This is a genomic window from Bacillus sp. NMTD17 (assembly GCF_002998735.1).
Classification (GTDB): Bacteria; Bacillota; Bacilli; order Bacillales; family Bacillaceae; genus Bacillus.
This window is the reverse complement of the sequence record NZ_PVRH01000002.1, coordinates 632860-650728: the sequence shown is the minus strand read 5'-3', so window position 1 is coordinate 650728 and position 17869 is coordinate 632860. Positions and strand designations below refer to the sequence as shown.

Annotated in this window: 16 protein-coding genes and 1 riboswitch; of the genes, 8 read left to right on the top strand and 8 right to left on the bottom strand. The window is 42.6% G+C overall.

The genetic code is table 11. The features are described from left to right. Nucleotides 1–5 precede the first annotated feature (5 nt). On the top strand, nucleotides 6–1820 hold the full coding sequence (locus C6347_RS08460; RefSeq protein WP_106071575.1) for an IucA/IucC family protein: 1815 nt from the start codon (nucleotides 6–8) through the stop codon (nucleotides 1818–1820). A 41-nt stretch (nucleotides 1821–1861) separates the two neighbouring features. Here the strand turns inward: C6347_RS08460 and C6347_RS08455 are convergent, their stop codons facing one another. From C6347_RS08455 to C6347_RS08440, 4 genes are all read right to left on the bottom strand, one after another. Beyond that, on the bottom strand, nucleotides 1862–2719 hold the full coding sequence (locus C6347_RS08455; protein ID WP_106071574.1) for a GNAT family N-acetyltransferase: 858 nt from the start codon (nucleotides 2717–2719) through the stop codon (nucleotides 1862–1864). A gap of 114 nt (nucleotides 2720–2833) precedes the next feature. Beyond that, nucleotides 2834–6262, bottom strand: coding sequence for a methionine synthase (metH, locus tag C6347_RS08450; protein ID WP_106071573.1), 3429 nt, complete (start codon nucleotides 6260–6262; stop codon nucleotides 2834–2836). Continuing rightward, nucleotides 6246–8087 carry a bifunctional homocysteine S-methyltransferase/methylenetetrahydrofolate reductase gene (locus C6347_RS08445; RefSeq protein WP_106071572.1) on the bottom strand — a complete coding sequence of 614 codons (1842 nt, stop codon included), beginning with the start codon at nucleotides 8085–8087 and terminating at the stop codon, nucleotides 6246–6248. The genes metH and C6347_RS08445 overlap by 17 nt, the downstream gene beginning before the upstream one ends. A 78-nt stretch (nucleotides 8088–8165) precedes the next feature. After that, a riboswitch (SAM riboswitch) is annotated at nucleotides 8166–8284 on the bottom strand. A gap of 81 nt (nucleotides 8285–8365) precedes the next feature. Next, entirely contained in the window at nucleotides 8366–8857 is a 492-nt protein-coding gene (locus C6347_RS08440; RefSeq protein WP_034663377.1) for a YajQ family cyclic di-GMP-binding protein, read from the bottom strand. Nucleotides 8858–9094: 237 nt separating this feature from the next. On the opposite strand from C6347_RS08440, the gene C6347_RS08435 reads away from it, so the two are divergent. The 3 genes from C6347_RS08435 to C6347_RS08425 all read left to right on the top strand — a co-directional run bounded on the left by C6347_RS08435 (nucleotide 9095) and on the right by C6347_RS08425 (nucleotide 12800). Continuing rightward, nucleotides 9095–9943, top strand: a complete 849-nt coding sequence (locus C6347_RS08435) for a CvfB family protein (RefSeq protein WP_060595980.1) — start codon at nucleotides 9095–9097, stop codon at nucleotides 9941–9943. A 233-nt stretch (nucleotides 9944–10176) separates the two neighbouring features. After that, on the top strand, nucleotides 10177–11154 hold the full coding sequence (locus C6347_RS08430) for a BMP family lipoprotein (RefSeq protein WP_060595981.1): 978 nt from the start codon (nucleotides 10177–10179) through the stop codon (nucleotides 11152–11154). Beyond that, nucleotides 11151–12800: a methyl-accepting chemotaxis protein gene (locus C6347_RS08425; protein ID WP_060595982.1), complete on the top strand. Its 1650-nt coding sequence runs from the start codon at nucleotides 11151–11153 to the stop codon at nucleotides 12798–12800. The genes C6347_RS08430 and C6347_RS08425 overlap by 4 nt, the downstream gene beginning before the upstream one ends. Before the next feature lie 48 nt (nucleotides 12801–12848). On the opposite strand, the gene C6347_RS08420 is transcribed toward C6347_RS08425, so the two are convergent. Further along, entirely contained in the window at nucleotides 12849–13706 is an 858-nt protein-coding gene (locus tag C6347_RS08420; RefSeq protein ID WP_106071571.1) for a DegV family protein, read from the bottom strand. Between the two features lie 140 nt (nucleotides 13707–13846). Between C6347_RS08420 and C6347_RS08415 the strand changes: the two genes are divergently transcribed. Further along, a complete protein-coding gene (locus C6347_RS08415) occupies nucleotides 13847–14689 on the top strand; it encodes a YitT family protein (RefSeq protein WP_034663360.1) in 843 nt (280 codons plus the stop codon). Between the two features lie 14 nt (nucleotides 14690–14703). Beyond that, nucleotides 14704–15159, top strand: a complete 456-nt coding sequence (locus tag C6347_RS08410) for a BsuPI-related putative proteinase inhibitor (protein WP_060595983.1) — start codon at nucleotides 14704–14706, stop codon at nucleotides 15157–15159. A gap of 60 nt (nucleotides 15160–15219) precedes the next feature. On the opposite strand, the gene C6347_RS08405 is transcribed toward C6347_RS08410, so the two are convergent. The 3 genes from C6347_RS08405 to C6347_RS08395 all read right to left on the bottom strand — a co-directional run bounded on the left by C6347_RS08405 (nucleotide 15220) and on the right by C6347_RS08395 (nucleotide 16461). Next, nucleotides 15220–15411, bottom strand: a complete 192-nt coding sequence (locus C6347_RS08405; protein ID WP_024425070.1) for a DUF3813 domain-containing protein — start codon at nucleotides 15409–15411, stop codon at nucleotides 15220–15222. After that, nucleotides 15408–15560: a competence protein gene (locus tag C6347_RS08400; protein WP_106055886.1), complete on the bottom strand. Its 153-nt coding sequence runs from the start codon at nucleotides 15558–15560 to the stop codon at nucleotides 15408–15410. Before C6347_RS08400 ends, C6347_RS08405 begins: the two co-directional genes overlap by 4 nt. An 88-nt stretch (nucleotides 15561–15648) precedes the next feature. Then, entirely contained in the window at nucleotides 15649–16461 is an 813-nt protein-coding gene (locus C6347_RS08395) for a Cof-type HAD-IIB family hydrolase (protein WP_012009535.1), read from the bottom strand. Between the two features lie 136 nt (nucleotides 16462–16597). Here C6347_RS08395 and C6347_RS08390 point away from each other — a divergent pair, with 136 nt between their 5' ends. Continuing rightward, nucleotides 16598–17383: an alpha/beta fold hydrolase gene (locus C6347_RS08390; protein WP_106061801.1), complete on the top strand. Its 786-nt coding sequence runs from the start codon at nucleotides 16598–16600 to the stop codon at nucleotides 17381–17383. A 45-nt stretch (nucleotides 17384–17428) separates the two neighbouring features. Then, nucleotides 17429–17737, top strand: a complete 309-nt coding sequence (locus C6347_RS08385) for a metal-sulfur cluster assembly factor (RefSeq protein WP_024425066.1) — start codon at nucleotides 17429–17431, stop codon at nucleotides 17735–17737. Nucleotides 17738–17869 lie beyond the last annotated feature (132 nt).

Sequence of the window (17869 nt, the reverse complement as noted above, 5' to 3'; positions counted from 1 at the left end):
AAGCGATGAGTGTACAAGATGAATTGAAAAAAGCGGTGAATCCTGCTGCTTGGAAAAAGGCAAATCAGCGAATGGTGGCAAAAATGCTGTCTGAATACATGTATGAGGACATGCTTCATCCCGTGCAGCTAGATCGTAAGGATGGCATCGCTCAGTATGAATTAATCATTCATGAACATAAGAAATATCGCTATCTCGCAAAACCTCGTTTGTTTGATAGTTTTGATACAATCGCTGAATCAATCGAGTGCTGTCAAGACGGAAAATGGTCAAAGGATGTCAGTGCGATTGTGTTTTTACTAGACATTCAGCCGCTCATTCCAATGTCTTCTGATACAACAGGCCATCTTATCAAAGAGCTTCATCATACCCTGTTAGCAGATGTACATTTGCTGTCGAAAAAAGCAATTCGTGCGGATGAACTGACAGATACAGATTACGCTTGGATTGAAGGAGAGATGACAGGCCATCCTTGGATTGTGTATAACAAAGGACGAATTGGGTTCAGTTACGATGACTACCTAGCCTATGCACCTGAAAGGCAAGAAAGTGTGCAGCTGTCTTGGATTGCTGTTCACCGGGACCTTGCGACATTCCATGCGGTCGATCATGAAAATTATGAGCAGGTGATCGCCAAAGAATTAGATGAAGTCACGATCCGTCAATTTCACCGCGTGTTAAAGGATGAAGGATTGAATGCAGCTGATTATTATTTGATGCCTGTTCATAAGTGGCAGTGGACGCATATGATTATTCAGCATTTCCCGGAAGATTTGGCCTTGCGCCGGATTGTGTATGTAGGAGAGGGACTGGATCAATATATCCCGCAGCAGTCCATCAGAACCTTTACAAACATCTCAAATAAAGGCAAGCATCATATTAAACTGCCAATGAGTATTTTAAATACACTCGTGTACCGGGGACTTCCGTCAGAACGGACAGTCATTGCCCCTCGTATTACAGCGCATATTAAAGGGATTGCGGATCAAGACTCATTTTTATCGGATGTCTGCCGCGTGATTTTACCTGGTGAGAACGCAAGTATCAATGTCGATCATCCTTACTACAGCAAACTGCCTGGTGCGCCGTATCAATATCTTGAGATGCTCGGTGTGATTTTTAGAGAAAGCATTTATACGTATTTAGATGAAGGAGAGAGCCCTGTTACACTTGCAGCACTCACTTATGAGGATCATGAAGGTGAGCCATATGTGAAACAGCTGATTGAAAAATCTGGTCTCTCAGCAAAGGAATGGATGGCGAAATTTTTCCATGTGGTGATGCCGCCGCTGCTGCACTTTATGTATCAATACGGCACCGTCTTTTCACCGCACGGACAAAATACGATTCTTGTGTTAAAAGATCATCAGCCGCATCGTTTGGCGATCAAAGATTTCGTTGATGATGTGAATATTAGTGATCAGCCGCTGCCTGAATTGGCTTCATTAGAAGAAGATTTAAAAGAAGTGCTGCGGAGTGAGCCGCCGGAAGGGTTAGTGCAGTTTATCTTTACAGGACTGTTTATTTGTAACCTGCGTTACGTATCAAATGTGTTAGACAATCATCAATTGTTAGATGAAACGACTCTTTGGCGCTTGCTTGCAGAAGAAATTCAGCATTATCAAAAACAATTCCCGCAGCTGAAGGACCGTTTTGAACTATTTGATCTATTCCAGCCGAAGCTGACAAAGCTGTGCTTAAATCGTAATCGAATGATTGATTATGGGTACGGAGATGGAGATGACCGCCCGCATGCGTCAGAGCATGGGAAGGTCAAAAATGCACTCGCTCATGTTCTTTCGTCCGCCTGTGAGAAGTAATAGAAAAGCTGTAGACATCAACTGTCTACAGCTTTTATTTTTTACGAAAATGCTTGAGAGGCAAGGAAATAAAGAAGTGCGGGATCGTTCTGCTTTTCTTTTCCGCGAATCATCATAAAATGCGCTTTGTTTGTTTTCGTAAAACCTGCTTCAACAAGTGTTGCGTGCAGGCGCTCAGCTGTTTCCTCCTGCATATCTAAACGAATCGCACCCGAATAAGACGAGATGAGCGAATGGATGAGCGAAAGAGCTGTAAGTTCATCAATTGCTGCAAGCGGTCCAATCATTAAATTGGCAGGCGTTTCAACGCCAAACGCAAAGCCAGTTGTTTCGTGATGTTCATTCTTTGCAATGATACGAAATGCTGCCCGGTTCATCCGGTTTTTTAAAAAGCTTGATCGATTTGTACCTGCGCCTTTTTCATCAAGTGCTTCAATGGACGGAAGGTGCGTTTCATCGGCAGGAGACAGGTGAATGTCATCTGACACACGAAGAGCCTCTGGGTTCGGTTTTTGCGCTTTGTAAGTATGAATGTAACCAGCCGTGTGAAACCCGATTTTTTCGTAAACAGGCCGCCCTTGGACAGTAGCGGTTAAAACGACAGGAATGCTCTGATCACTTTGACCTATCAGGGTGTCAATCATTTTCCGTGCAAGACCTAATCCGCGATGTGTCTCAGATACAATGACTGCCCCAATTGACGCCAATTGATCATATTGGAAAAGTCCCGCACATGAGATGACTCGTCCATCAATTGTTGAAAAACCTGTAAAATATCCATTTGTTAAAAGAGATGTGAGTTCTTCCGCATTGTAATCAGGCCAGTCTACCTCTTTAGACAATGCGATGAGATCTGGTATGTCATCAATTGTTAATGCTCGTTGAACAACGTTTGTCATGACACGCAACTCCTTCTTAGCTGAATTCATTTATATGTATCGTACCATAAGAAGCATAGTGTAAAAATTGGTGTTTACAATCAAAAAAGAACCTCCAATTCCGGAGGCCCTGCATTAATGAACATTAAAATATCGAGCTTCAGGATGAGAAACGACGATTGCTGAAACAGATGCTTCAGGTTCCATCATGAACCCTTCTGTCAGATGGATGCCAATTTTTTCAGGCTGAAGCAGCTTGAACAGCTTTTCTTGGTCTTCAAGATTTGGACAAGCGGGATAACCAAAGGAATAGCGCTGCCCTTGATATTTTGCCTGAAATCGTTTTTCCATTGTGAAATCGACTGGGTCAGGGAAGCCCCATTTGTCACGAATCACTTGGTGGGTTCTTTCGGCTAATCCTTCTGCAAGCTCAAGCGCCAGAGCTTGGACCGCATGCATTTTTAAATAATCTCCTTCTTGCTTAAATTGCTGCGCAACTTCACGTATACGCGCACCAGCTGTGACGGCAAATAAGGCAATATAATCTTTCTCGTTTTCGCCGCTTTTCCGCACATAATCAGAAATAGAGCGGTACGGAAGCTTCTCCTGTCTTGGGAATTGGAACGTTTCAAGGATGCGGTCAGGCGCTTCGGGATCATAAATACGCAGATCATTTCCGTTTGAACTGGCAGGGTAAAATTGATATACAAATGCAGGCGCAAACCAGTTTTTCTCTCTGCCTTCGTTTAGAAGGTCTGTGACAAGCTGCTTTAATTCCAATGCTTTTGGATGCTGGTTAGCTAACAATGTTTTGACCTTTCCTTTTAATCCGAGGTGGTGACCAATGAGCATTTGTTCATTCACATAAGGCATAATGTGATGCAAATCGATGTCCCGCACATAATGACGTGCCGTAGTCTCTGGCGTAAAAATAGATGCCTGCGGGAGTGCCGCACGTTTTTCTAGTAATTCAATGACAGCTTGTGGCTGCTTTGCTTCTTTCTCTTTAAAAGGAGCCGCTGGCTCTTCTCCGGACTTTGTTTGAAACTGAAGAGGATTCGCTTTTAACTCATTGGCTAAAGATAAGCCGTCCATGGCATCTTTTGCATAAAGAACCGGTCCGTCATAATGAGGCGAAATCTTCATTTTCGTAAATTTCCGAGAAAGTGCAGCGCCGCCGACCAAAATGGGCACGGAAATATTCGCTTTTTGTAAATCCTGAGCGGTGAGTACCATTTGCTGAGCTGATTTCACAAGCAATCCTGATAATCCAATCATATCTGGTTTTTCCTTTTGCACAGCTTCGATCAATGTTTGAGGTGTCACCTTGATGCCGAGATCGACCACTTGAAAGCCATTATTGCTCAAAATGATGTCGACAAGGTTTTTCCCGATATCATGGACATCTCCTTTTACAGTTGCAAGTAGAATCTTACCTTTCCCGCTTGCATGCTGCTTTTCCATATATTGCTCGAGATACGATACAGATGCCTTCATCACCTCTGCCGATTGAAGCACTTCCGCCACAATCAGCTCGTTTTGATTAAAAAGACGTCCAACCTCAGCCATTCCCTGCATTAACGGACCATTGATGATATGAAGTGGTGATTCAAATTGCTCTAGAGCAAGGGATAAATCATCGATAAGTCCTTCTTTTGTTCCTTCGACGACGTAGAGTGCCAGCCTTTCATCAAGTGATAAGGAGACCTTTGGTTTTTTCTCCGTTTTCTTTTTGCCTCGGTAAAATTGGGTGAATTCAGCAAGTGTTTGATCATTTGTTTCATAGAGTAGCGTTTCAGCCAGCTTGATTTCTTCCTTTGGAATGGAAGCGAAGCGTTCAAGCTTTTCCGTATTCACAATGGCGTAGTCAAGTCCTGCTTGGACGCAGTGATACAAGTAGACGGCATTCAAGATTTCTCTGCCAAGAGGCGGGAGTCCGAAAGACACGTTGCTGATGCCTAAAATCGTCAGGCACTCAGGCAGATTTTCCTTGATCATTTTGATGCCTTTGATCGTTTCTTCGGCAGCCCCAATATACTGCTCATCTCCAGTGCCTACTGGAAAGACAAGTGGATCAAAAATGATGTCACTTGCGGGAATTCCATATTTCTTCGTTAATAGATCATGAGAACGTACGGCAATCTCGAGCTTTCGTTCTGCTGTTACGGCCATCCCTGTTTCATCGATCGTGCCGACAACAAGTGCACCGCCGTACAGCTTCACAAGAGGGAGAATTTCTTCAAACCGTTCTTCGCCATCCTCAAGGTTAATGGAATTGATGATGGCTTTCCCTTGGGAATACGTGAGCGCCTTTTCAATCACGTGTTTATCTGTTGAATCAATGACAAAAGGGGCTTTGACTTTTTTCATGGCCTCTTGTAAAAAACCTTCCATGTCAGCTGCCTCGTCACGGTCTGGATCAGCGAGACACACATCAATCACGTGAGCGCCGTTTTTTACCTGTGCGCGAGCAATTTCTGACGCTTCTTCAAATTTTTGTTCCGCAACGAGTCGTTTGAACTTGCGTGAACCAATAACATTGGTCCGTTCTCCTACAAAAAGAGGACGCATTGATTCCTCATACATAAGGGGCTCAATTCCTGATACGGTATGCTGAGACGATTCATGCGCGATGTGACGCGGCTGAATCGTGCGTACTTCATCTGACAAAGCTTGAATATGTGCAGGTGTTGTTCCGCAGCAGCCGCCAACAATATTTAACCAGCCTTCCTTCGCAAAAGCGGCGATTTTTTTAGCAAGAGAAACAGGGGATTCGTGATATTGACCTTCTTCATCTGGAAGACCAGCATTTGGATAGCAGCTAACCGCTGACTTGGCGATGGAGGAGAGCGTGCGGATATGGTCTGTCATAAATTCAGGACCAGTCGCACAGTTAAGGCCGACACTAATTGGTTTCATATGTTCAAGAGAGATATAAAAGGCTTCAATATCCTGACCAGCAAGGGTGGTTCCCATTGGTTCAATTGTACCTGATACCATGAGTGGTAATTGAATGCCTGCCTGCTGAAAGGCTTCCTGAATGCCTTTGAATCCAGCTTTTACATTCAGCATGTCTTGGCTTGTTTCTAAAAGAAGGGCATCACATTTGCCATCAATCAGGGCGCGGGCCTGCTCTTTGTAGTTTGCGACGAGTTCATCGAAGGTTGTGCCGCCTGTCACAGATAATGTTTTTGTTGTGGGTCCCATTGCGCCTACAACAAATCGAGGCTGCTCCGGCGTGGAGTAACGGTCAGCTTCGTCCTTTGCCAGCTGGGCAGCCCGTACATTGAGTTCATAGGCAAGGTGGCCAAGCCCGTATTCATCAAGGACGAGCTTTGTAGCCCCGAATGTATTTGTTTCAATGAGATCGGCACTTGCTTCAAGGTATTCCCTATGAATCGCGCGGATGATGTGAGGGGCTGTTACATTCAAATACTCGTTACAGCCCTCATACTCTTCTCCGCCAAAGTCTTCTGCTGTGAGATTGGCATTTTGAATCATGGTCCCCATTGCACCATCAAGGACGAGGATGCGTTTCTTTAGCTGTTCAGTGATAGTTGACATGGATGTTTGACTCCTTTTCTTTCTGATGAATGTAGGTGGTCAGTTCTGCTGTTAAATCTGATCGAAGGAAAGGGGTAATTAAATAAATGCCATTAAACAATTCACAGGCTGTATCTAATAAAGAGCGGGCAATCGCTAAGCCTTCTGCTCGCTGCTTTTCCTTATCCTCGCCAGCCTTGGCCATAATGTCACGAATGGAATCAGATAATTTGATGCCTGGAATTTCATGATGAATAAACTCTGCATTTCGGCTGCTTGTTAACGGCATAATGCCAATATAAATCGGTTTATCCAAATGACGGCTCTCCTCATGAATTTTCACAAGCTGTTCCTCAGAATAAACAGGCTGTGAAATAAAATAATCAGCGCCGTATTCGATTTTTTTCTCAAGACGTTTGACCGCTTTATCAATGTGACGAACATTCGGGTTAAACGCGCCAGCTACTGAAAAATTGGTCTTTTTACCAAGCGGCTTCCCTGAGAAAGAAAGACCTTCGTTAAACTGCTTGATCAGCCGGATCAAATCAAAGGAGGTTAAATCATAAACCGACGTTGCACCTGGGAAATCTCCAATCTTAGAAGGATCGCCTGTAATGGCTAAAATATCAGTTAAACCAAGGGTGTCGAGACCCATCAAATGGGATTGAAGCCCAATCAAATTACGATCACGGCACGTAATATGGACAAGTGAACGCATATCAAGCTGCTGTTTCAATAATGCGCCGCAAGCCACATTGCTAATGCGCGGGGTCGCAAGAGAATTATCAGCTAATGTCAAGGCATCAATGCCTGCATTCTTTAACTCATTTGCCGCGACGAGAAATTTTTCGAAGTTCAGCTTCTTCGGCGGATCAAGTTCTACAATAATCGTCCGTTTTTCCGCAGCCAGCTCATCAAGACCTGGTTCAGTCCGCTGATCTTGAATCGAAATGATTTCTTCTTTTAATACTTTCACTTCTTTTTCAGTGATCGGCGCTAAATCCTTGACCGCTTCAGCCATTGCGTGAATATGCTGAGGCGTTGTTCCGCAGCAGCCACCGATAATACGTGCGCCTTGATTTCTAAATTCAAGTGCACTTTTTCGAAAATAATCGTTATCTGTATCATAGACGAGTCTGCCTTCTTCAAGAGAGGGAAGACTGCTGTTAGGATAGACTGATAAATGGGAATTTTCTAAAATCGGTACGCCTTCGAGTGCCTGAATCATATGATAAGGGCCTAGCCTGCAGTTGATGCCGACGACATCTGCGCCAAGAGAGGACAATTCAGATAAACCATCCTTGAGCGGGGTTCCATCCTGCAAAACACCTTGTTCATGCATGGAGACGTTCATGACAATCGGGAGAGTCGTTTCTTTGCGTGCAATTTGGAGAACGGTCTTCGCTTCTTCCATGTCATAGTACGTTTCTAGCAATAATCCGTCAGGCTGTTCATTTAATAGAATGTACAACTGCTCTCTAAAGCTTCGTTTAATTTCTTCAATAGAGTAGGCATTTTTGTTAAATGTTCGAATGCCGCCGATCGTTCCGAGTACATAAGCGGAGCCTGCGGCTGCTTTTGCGATTTGTACGGCCTTTGTATTGATGCGCTTCGTTTCTTCCTCTAAGCCGTAGCGGGATAGTTTAATATAATTCGCACCGTACGTATTTGTTTGGATGATGTCAGCACCAGCCTGCACATATGCCTCATGCACGCGCTTTACTTCCTCTTCTTTCGATAAATTTAATTCTTCAAAGCAGCGGTCAATGCCGTAAGAGTATAAAAGTGTTCCCATTGCACCGTCAGCAATCAGTACGCGGTTTTGTAAGTCTTGTAATAGGCCCATTGGTTTCCTCCTTATTTCTATGTAACAAAAAAAGCCTTCTGATAAGAAGAAGACTTTTTGGCTGTATCGTAATTCTTCTCCTTATCTTCCAAGCAGTTGCTTGCTGGATTTAGCACCTTGGTCATAGAAAATATATTTCTACTACACCGGTTGCTGAGGCTTCACAGGGCCAGTCCCTCTGCCTCTCTTGATAAGAAAGTGATATGAACATGTCAATGAATTGAACTTCCATCAACTGTATCGAAAAAATCGGAAATAATCAATGGAAAATTTGAAATTTATCGAAAATTTATAAATTGAACGTCAATCGGTAAATCTGCCTTGCGCATAAGAGAAATAACCTCTTGTAAATCATCTTTATTTTTCCCTGTTACACGCACTTGGTCATCTTGAAACTGTGACTTCACTTTGATGCCGGATTGCTTAATGAGTGCATTGATCTTTTTGGCGTTGTCTTGATCAATCCCGCTGATCAGCTTCGCGCGCTGGCGTACTGTTCCGCCAAGGGCATGCTCGGTTTTTCCGTAGTCGATGTTTTTGGTAGGAACATCTCGTTTGATCAGCTTTGTCACAAGCACATCTTTTAGCTGCTCCAGCTTAAAGTCATCATCAGAGATGAGAACGAGCTCTTCTTTTTCAAGAGAAATATCACTTTTACTTCCTTTAAAATCATAACGGTTTTTAATTTCTTTCAGCGCTGCTTGAACAGCGTTTTGCACCTCTGGCAGTTCAACCTTCGATACAATGTCAAATGAGCTTTCTTTTGCCATAACACATGACCTCCATGTATAGATATTGCGTCTATTTTATCATGCAAATAGGAGAAGAAGAAACTTTATCGAAGAGACGAGTCAAAGAGTTCAGCCGGCAGCGGTATAAATCGTGTCCAGTTTGTCCACTTTAGCTAACAGAACTAGAGATGTTCATGTGAGGAGAAGTATAGTAGAATAAAGTGAATCAAAAGATGAACGAACGCTCTTTTATGGGCAGATAGGAAGGAAGAGAACATGAGACCAGGTGAGCAACTGACCTTGCAAATAGAGAACGAGATGGAATACGGCTACTTTTTGACAGATGGTGAAGATTCGGTCCTCTTGCACCGCAGTGAGATGACAGAGGATATTGGTGACCGAGATGAAGTAGAGGTCTACTTATATGTAGATCATGAAGAAAGACTGGCTGCCACGATGAAAATACCTACAATCAATGCGCATACATATGGCTGGGTAGAAGTCGTAGACGTGGTAGAAGACATGGGCGCATTTGTCGATGTCGGGCTGTCAAAGGATGCACTTGTTGCAACAGAACACCTCCCGCCTTTTGAGGAAGCATGGCCAAAAAAAGGAGACAAACTCTACTGTATGCTGAAAGTCACAAGCTACGGCAGAATGTTCGCAAAGCCAGCCACTGAAGATGTGATCAGTGAATTGTTTACTGAGGCACCTGAAACCTTAATGAACAAAGAAATCACTGGAACCATTTATCGCTTAATTGCGACAGGCTCTTTTATGCTGACAGATACAGGCGTGCGAGGGTTTATCCACCGCACGGAGCGAAAGGAAGAACCAAGATTAGGATCGACCGTGACAGGACGCGTCATTGCCGTGAAAGAGGATGGAACCGTGAACGTTTCTCTGCTTCCTAGAAAACAGGAAGCGTTATCTGTCGATGCAGAAGAAATCTTAACCTATATGAGAACGAGAAATGGTGCCATGCCTTATGGGGACAAAAGTGATCCAGAAGACATCCGCGAACGATTCCAAATGAGCAAGGCAGCCTTTAAACGAGCATTAGGTCATATGATGAAAAATGACTTAATCTACCAAAAAGAGGGCTGGACATACGAGAAAAAATGAGCAGCGTGAAAACAAACCCTGACTTCAAGGGTTTTCATATCTCACTGAAAAGAAGAAAAAGGGATAAAATCATCATGATTTTATCCCTTTTTTTATATTTGTTATAAATAATGGGTTTTTTCAGTGAAAAAAGTCATGAAAAAAAGCTGAAAAACCTTCACTTAATCATTGAAACAACGCCTCTCAAATCCGATAAGAAAGGAGTAAGGATGATAAAAGGAGTGTGTGTGTGGATGAAAGTGAAAATTTCATTGCTTCTGGTGGCAGCCCTGCTTATGGTGCTCGCCGCATGCAGCAATCAGCAAGGGAAACCACCGGCATCAAATGCGAAGCATATTGGCGTTATGCTCACAGATGATGGTCTTGGTGATCAATCATTTAATGATTCATCATTTAAAGGATTAGAAAAAGCACGTGATGACCTAGGGGTTGAATTTGATTATAGAGAAATTGCAGAAACCGATACATATGAAAAAGGACTGACCGAGCTCGTAAAAGATGGCAATGACCTCGTCATCGGAGTAGGCTTCAGTATGCAAGAAGATTTAGAAAAAGTCGCAAAGAAATATCCGAAGAAGCAGTTCCTTCTCATCGATGCCGTATCTGAGCTGAAAAATGTGACCTCCGTGACGTTTAAAGAAGAGCAAGGCAGCTATTTAGCGGGCGCACTTGCTGCCATGACAACGAAAAGTGATGTCATTGGATTTGTTGGCGGTGTCGATGCGGATTTGATCCATCGTTTTGAAAAAGGGTTTCAAAAAGGCGCCAAATCAGTGAATCCGAACATCAAGATCTTATCCACCTATGCTAATACGTTTAGTGATGCGGGCAAAGGCAGTAAAATAGCTAAAGGCATGATCAAAAAGAAAGCTGACGTTTTATATGCCGCAGCTGGCTATACAGGTGTCGGTGTATTAAAAGAAGCGCAAGCGCAGGGCAAATATGCCATTGGTGTAGATAGTGATCAGTACTACACCGCTGAAAAAGCGGTAATTTCGTCCATGGTAAAAAAAGTCGATGAAGTGGTCTATCAATTCAGCGAACAGCTCGTCAAGAACAATCAGATCAAAAGTGGGCATGTTGTCTACGACTTAAGCAATGACGGAATCGATATGGCAAGAATTCGGGTGCTGAAGAACGCTGAGACATTGACCAAAAAAGTAAATGAGCTGAAGCAGAAACTTCTGAAAGAAGAGGGGGACGCATCATGAGCTTACGCATCAAAATTTTACTCAACTCACTCGTCTCACTTCTTTTAGCAGTTGGCGTCATTGCCTTTATCATTGTCAGTATGACAAAGATCCAATCATCAAATGAAACAGAAGTTCAAACCTTATTAAACGTTCAAAAAACAAAAGCAAGCTTTGAAAGTGTTGAACAAGCCATGACCAATTACTCCATGACACTTTCTGATGAACAGCTAGAAGTAGTTCAAACCGATATTTCTACAGCAAAAAAACAGCTGCAAACGTTAAACAAACATGCAGGTAATATCAACAAAGATGCACTAACAAGGTTAAATACAAAATATGATACGTGGACCAAGGAAGCGAATGGTGCCATTGGTGAAAAAAATGCATCAGATGCAAGACGGGTCGCTGCAAGAATTGATGGTGTTTTAAACGACGTCCATACAATGAATAAAAGAGCAGAAGAAGCGTATAAACAAAATCTAGAGAATACATCTGATAACGTGCAATGGATCATCACCAGTGCACTCGTTGCAGCCCTCACACTAATTGTCATTGCTGTCTTTTTAAATATTGGGTTAACAAGATCCATCGTGACCCCTATCAAATCACTATCCTACCGAGCGAAGCAGATCGCAGAAGGCAACCTTGCTGTCGAACGGATGGACATTCAGCGCAAGGATGAAATCGGCGGCTTGAATGAATCCTTTAATCAAATGACAGATCAGCTGATTAGTCTGATTAAAGAAATCAGCAATGTCTCAAGTCAAGTAGAGACATTCTCGATCCAGTTAGATGATGAAAACAAAAAGCTGATGGAATCTGCAAATCAAGTATCTGTCTCGACAGACGAAATGGCAAATGGGTCACAAGCCATTTCAGAGGATCTCCAGCATGGCGTCAGTTTGATTGAAAAGATGGATCAGCATGGACGTAAAAATTCCGAACGTTCACAAACAGTCATCCAAAGTACTGAGGATGCCATAGAAGCAGTGGAAAGTGGAAAGCACACGTTAACAGAAACAAAAACTGCGATTGAAAAAAATACACATGCCACAAGGCAAATCGAGCAGTCAGCAGGAGAATTCACGCAATACGCCAGCGGCATCTCGGCCATGGCCAAAACTGTTTCTGACATTGCGGATCAGACAAACTTACTTTCGCTAAATGCGGCGATTGAAGCGGCAAGAGCAGGTGAAGCTGGAAAAGGCTTTGCTGTTGTTGCAGATGAAATTCGTAAGCTTGCCGATGAATCATCTAACGCTACAAGACAAATCTTTGATATGGTCAGTCATATTGAAAGAGGCATTCAATCCATTAGTCAAACTGTCAAAGAAGGAGTCAAGCTTTCACTTCAACAGCAGGATGCGATGGACAAAACCTCACACTCCTTTGAAGATATAGAAACAAAAGCGCAGCACATTAAACAAGAAATGGCTGTCTTAAATGACCAAATTGTTCAATCAACAGAGCTTGGCGGACAAGTGCTGAACTCGATTGAAAATATTAGTGCGGTTGTAGAAGAAACAGCAGCTGGCAGCGAAGAAATTTCTGCCTCTGCCAATGAACAGCTGCAATCATTCCATCAAATGAACAAACAGGTAGAAGAACTGATGAGTATGACGGCAAGGTTAAATGAAACCGTCCATCGGTTTAAACTTTCATAAGTCATAAGAAAAGCACCCTTCCCGTGATGTGTCAGGGAAGGGTGCTTTTTATGAGGGTTTGCCTGTAAAGAAGATGGCAAGCGTGCCTGGGCCTGAATGGGACCCAACAGCCGCGCCGACAATCTGAATATCAATTTCTTTTGGATGAAATTCGGCTTCAATCAATTGTCTCATGTCTTCTGCAAGTGCAGGATCATCACCATGACTAATGCCCACAGTTTGATTTGGCCAATCCATTCCACGTTCTTTCATCAGTTCAATAATGCGTTTCAACAGCTTTTTACGTCCGCGGATTTTCTCAAGTGGTATGAGCTTTCCATCCTCGACGTGTAAAATGGGCTTAATGCTTAATAAACCGCCAACAAATGCGGACGCTTTACTGATTCTTCCGCCTCTTGCTAAATACGATAAATCGTCTACAGTAAAAATATGTTGTAAAGATTCGCAAAAATGCTTTACAGACGTTTCAATTTCTTGTATTGTATTTCCGTCAATGGCAAGTGATTGAGCGTGTTTGACAGCAAGCCCATAGCCGAGTGAAGCACATTTAGAATCAATGATTCGCAAATCAAAATCAGGGTATTCTTCCTTCACTTCGTTTGCCATCATCACAGCTGTTTGGTATGTACCGGAAAGCTCTGATGAAAAGGCAACATAGATTGCAGATGTATGGGTTTGTGCGACAGAAACAAAGGCTTCTTTGATTCGGTTTGGTGAAGCTTGTGACGTTTTTGGGCTGGCACCTTGTCTCATCGCATCAAATACTTGTTTTGGTTCAATGGTGATCAAATCTTCAAATTCCTGCTCGCCAAGTAACACACGCAGCGGAATGAGCGTCATGTTATGTTCATCATAATAAGAAAGAGGCAGATCAGCAGCACTGTCTGCTATGATATGAACAGTCATCAAAATCCCTTCTTTCTAAAAATATCAGCCATATTTTACATCTTTTTAGCCTAACTATATCACAGAAATCATCTTTTCGTGTTCAAATTCTAAATTTTAGGGAAAACCATAGAGAGAATGGTAAGTGGAGGAATGACAATATGTTCATTGGAGAAGCAAAAAAACTCATTGTCGTCGTCATTGGTGCACTGCTCAATGCGATTGGACTGAACTTATTCTTAATCCCAGCTGATGTATACGCGAGCGGGTTTACAGGGGTAGCCCAGCTGTTATCCAGCTTAATGGATCAATATGCGCCATTTTATATATCAACAGGGATCCTATTATTTATTTTAAATATTCCAGTCGGCATTTTAGGCTGGATGAAAGTTGGCCGTTCCTTTACGTTATACAGCATCATCAGTGTTGCACTGACGACCATTTTCCTCGGCATCTTACCAGAAACGAGTGTTTCACAGGATATATTACTAAATGCTGTGTTTGGCGGCGTCATATCTGCACTCGGGATTGGGATCACCCTCAAATACGGGGCATCAACAGGAGGGCTCGACATCCTTGCCATGATCTTAGCGAAGTGGAAGGATAAACCAGTCGGCACATATTTCTTCATTTTAAATGGAATCATCATCTTTACAGCAGGATTATTACAAGGTTGGGAGAAAGCATTATATACCCTTGTCACATTATATGTGACCACAAGGGTCATTGATGCCATCCATACAAGACATGAGAAGCTGACCGCGATGATTGTGACGAAGAAAGCTGATGAAATCAAAGAAGCCATTTATGGAAAAATGGTCAGGGGCATTACGACTGTACCTGCAAAAGGAGCTTTTACCAACGAGCAAAAAGAAATGATGGTGATCGTCATTACAAGGTATGAGCTGTATGAACTTGAACAAATTATTAAAGAAGTCGATCCAAAAGCCTTTACAAATATTGTGCAAACAACCAATATTCTTGGATTTTTCAGACGAGATTAAAAGGTGGGTAGCAAATGAAAAAAGGGTTGGTGCTTCTTCTCGTTTTATTGATTTTAGCCGCTTGTGGACAACAAAAAAAGGATGAACCAGACAAGGAGGTATCCGGTCAAATGGGAGAAAAAACGGTTGTACTCACAGTAGACCCCGTCCAGAAAGGTTCTTCGGTTCAATTTAACATGTCGCTGAAAAATGAATCAGATCGAGATATTGAATTTACTTTTAACACAAGCCAGAAATTCGAACTCAGTGTGTATGACGAAAACGGAAATGAACAATACCGCTATTCGAAAGACCGTATGTTCACACAGGCCATCCAATCTTTTGTACTGAAGAAAGGCGAAGCCTATGATTTTCAAGATACGTGGTCAAACGGTGTCAAGCCGGGAATGTATGAAGCGGTCGTCACATTTAAAGGAAAAGCAGAAGGGCTGAAGCAAATCACGGAAAAGAAAACGTTCCAAGTAAAATAAGTGCTTCCTGCTTCATGAGAATCAGAAAAAGCTGTCCAATGGTGGACAGCTTTTTTTATGTTAGAGATCATCGAGCAAGTCTTGGAAGGTATGCAGCTGGTTTCTTTCTGCATCTGTCGAATTGGCAAATGCAGAAGATACGGCATTTTTGGCTCGTTTGACCGCCTGTTGACGCTCTAACCCAGATGAAAATGAAGAAGTAAGGGCTTCTTCAGTAAATGATTTGGCTTGATCAAAAAGTTCGTTTCTCACAATGAACCTCCAGAAGCATCAGTCTTCATATTTCCCTTGTCCGCCGCCGCTTCTTCAAGTGTCGAACGATAAGGAAAACGTGCGTCATGCAGACTGACTGAATCTTTACCTTGTTGTATAAAGCGTTTCGATTTGCTTCTTTTACCCATTCGGAATCCGCCCCTTTACACAAGCTGACAGGACAACCTGTCTAACGGTAGTATGCCCGCTTCCTTCGGTTATGTATGAATGGAAAAATTAAAGCGAGAAGTAATTCGTTAGAAACTTTGCAATCCCATCTTGTTCGTTCGTATCAGTGACTTCATTTGAAACACGTTTCACCGCATCGATTCCATTGCCCATTGCCACGCCGCATCCAGCAAATTCAAGCATTTCTAAATCATTGTCTTCATCTCCGAATGCCACAATCCGCTCCTGGGGAACGCCGTAATAATCACTGATCTTTTGCAGTCCAACGGCCTTATTCATGCCTGTTTTAATGATTTCAATCACGTGCCACGGAGCAGCCCATCGCCGGTGATCAATCACTTCTGCATGAACATCTGATAAATAGCTTCGAATGGCTCCGACGTCCTCTTCTTTTGCATGGATTAACACGCTCGTCACATTTTCTCCAAGGTTGTCCCGAAGGTCTCCCACGGTGACTTTATTTGCATTCATATTAAATATATCAATGAGCTTCTCATCATGGTAATGGAAATACAAATCGTCTAACACTTCAGCTAGCACATTGTGCACTTTATACTCCTCACTAATGTCTACAAGCTGTTTAACGACTTGGAGATCAAGTGACGTATGAAATCTGCCCCATTTTTCATCAAGAGGATGATGGACAAACGCTCCATTAAAATTCACAATGGGTGAATCAAGCTGTAATTGCTGATAATAAGGAGAGCTGGAACGAAATGGCCGGCCGGTTGAAATACAGACATGATGCCCGCTGTCTTTCACTTTTTGAATGACGTCAAGCGTGTGTGTAGAGATGGTTTTATCATCTTTTAATAACGTGCCATCCAGGTCAAGTGCGATTAGATAAGGTTTAGTCTCCATAAAATCTCCTTTGATCTGTAAGTGATAGGAGGCAGTTCGTGCGGCGCCTCTACCTATAGTGTATCTTTATCACATCTTTGTTGTCTACATGTTAAAATAAACAAAGACGGGAATGATAAAGGAGGATTCATAGGCTGTGATCACCATTGATGAGCAAACTGAACACGATATTCCATTTTTACATATCGTAAAAGCTGAAAATAAAGACAAACCGCTTCCGCTTGTATTTTTCATACACGGATTTACAAGTGCACGTGAGCACAACTTACACTTCGCCTTTCATTTGGCGGAAAAAGGCATGAGAGTGATTTTGCCTGACTGTGCTTATCATGGTGTAAGATCAGAAAACCTCAGCTTAGAGGAACTGGCATCAAAGTTCTGGGAAATTGTCCTGAACGAAATACGTGAAATCGATATACTCAAAACATACTTTCAAGAAAAACAATTGATTGAAGCCGATCTGATAGGTGTTGCGGGTACTTCCATGGGCGGCATCACCACCTTTGGTGCACTGGCCAAGCATGATTGGATTAAAGCAGCAGTCAGCTTGATGGGCAGTCCGAAATATACGACGTTTCTACAAGCACAAATCATGGATATGCGGCACAAAGGGTTGATGAAAGATATTACAGATGAAGAGGTTCATCAGCAATTAGACGCCCTGCGCCTTTATGATTTAACGCTGCAAACGGATCGATTAAACAAAAGACCACTGTTATTCTGGCATGCAGAAAACGATCCAGTTGTCCCTTACCGGCATGCAAAGGCTCTTTATGACGAGTTAGCAGCAACCCAATATAAAGAAGACCCGCACCTGATTCGTTTTATCACAGACGGACAAGCTGGCCATAAGGTCTCAAGACAAGCAATGTTTGAAACGATTGACTGGTTTGTGACACATCTGAAAAGCACAAACGTTTAGTCAAAGGAAAAAGTACGTTATACTAATGGAAAAGGAGTGGATATCATGGATGAAGCATTGAAAGAAAATATTTTAGGCGCCCTAGAACAGGTGATTGACCCTGAGCTGAATGTCGACATCGTCAACCTTGGACTTGTCTATGATGTCGATCTTGATGAGAATGGAAAAGCGGATATCACGATGACCTTAACATCAATGGGTTGTCCTCTTGCACCAATTATCGTGGATGAAGTCAAAAAAGCATTAAGTGATCTTCCAGAAGTAAAAGAAACAGAAGTTCACATCGTATGGAATCCGCCTTGGACACGGGACAAAATGTCAAGATACGCAAAAATTGCGCTCGGTATTCAATAAGCACATATGAAAAATGCCTGGTATGAGTTGAACTCATGCCAGTTTTTTTATGAAAAATTAAGGTAGAGGAAGAGAATGGATTGATATAAAGATAAATCCGCATGTCTCATGAAGATATGCGGATTTTTTGTT

Bases quoted from the DNA above. Each gene is read 5' to 3' on its own strand.
- C6347_RS08460 (WP_106071575.1), top strand. From the start codon at position 6: ATGAGTGTACAAGATGAATTGAAAAAAGCGGTGAATCCTGCTGCTTGG.
- C6347_RS08455 (WP_106071574.1), bottom strand. From the start codon at position 2,719: ATGACAAACGTTGTTCAACGAGCATTAACAATTGATGACATACCAGAT.
- metH (WP_106071573.1), bottom strand. From the start codon at position 6,262: ATGTCAACTATCACTGAACAGCTAAAGAAACGCATCCTCGTCCTTGAT.
- C6347_RS08445 (WP_106071572.1), bottom strand. From the start codon at position 8,087: ATGGGCCTATTACAAGACTTACAAAACCGCGTACTGATTGCTGACGGT.
- C6347_RS08440 (WP_034663377.1), bottom strand. From the start codon at position 8,857: ATGGCAAAAGAAAGCTCATTTGACATTGTATCGAAGGTTGAACTGCCA.
- C6347_RS08435 (WP_060595980.1), top strand. From the start codon at position 9,095: ATGAGACCAGGTGAGCAACTGACCTTGCAAATAGAGAACGAGATGGAA.
- C6347_RS08430 (WP_060595981.1), top strand. From the start codon at position 10,177: ATGAAAGTGAAAATTTCATTGCTTCTGGTGGCAGCCCTGCTTATGGTG.
- C6347_RS08425 (WP_060595982.1), top strand. From the start codon at position 11,151: ATGAGCTTACGCATCAAAATTTTACTCAACTCACTCGTCTCACTTCTT.
- C6347_RS08420 (WP_106071571.1), bottom strand. From the start codon at position 13,706: ATGACTGTTCATATCATAGCAGACAGTGCTGCTGATCTGCCTCTTTCT.
- C6347_RS08415 (WP_034663360.1), top strand. From the start codon at position 13,847: ATGTTCATTGGAGAAGCAAAAAAACTCATTGTCGTCGTCATTGGTGCA.
- C6347_RS08410 (WP_060595983.1), top strand. From the start codon at position 14,704: ATGAAAAAAGGGTTGGTGCTTCTTCTCGTTTTATTGATTTTAGCCGCT.
- C6347_RS08400 (WP_106055886.1), bottom strand. From the start codon at position 15,560: ATGGGTAAAAGAAGCAAATCGAAACGCTTTATACAACAAGGTAAAGAT.
- C6347_RS08395 (WP_012009535.1), bottom strand. From the start codon at position 16,461: ATGGAGACTAAACCTTATCTAATCGCACTTGACCTGGATGGCACGTTA.
- C6347_RS08385 (WP_024425066.1), top strand. From the start codon at position 17,429: ATGGATGAAGCATTGAAAGAAAATATTTTAGGCGCCCTAGAACAGGTG.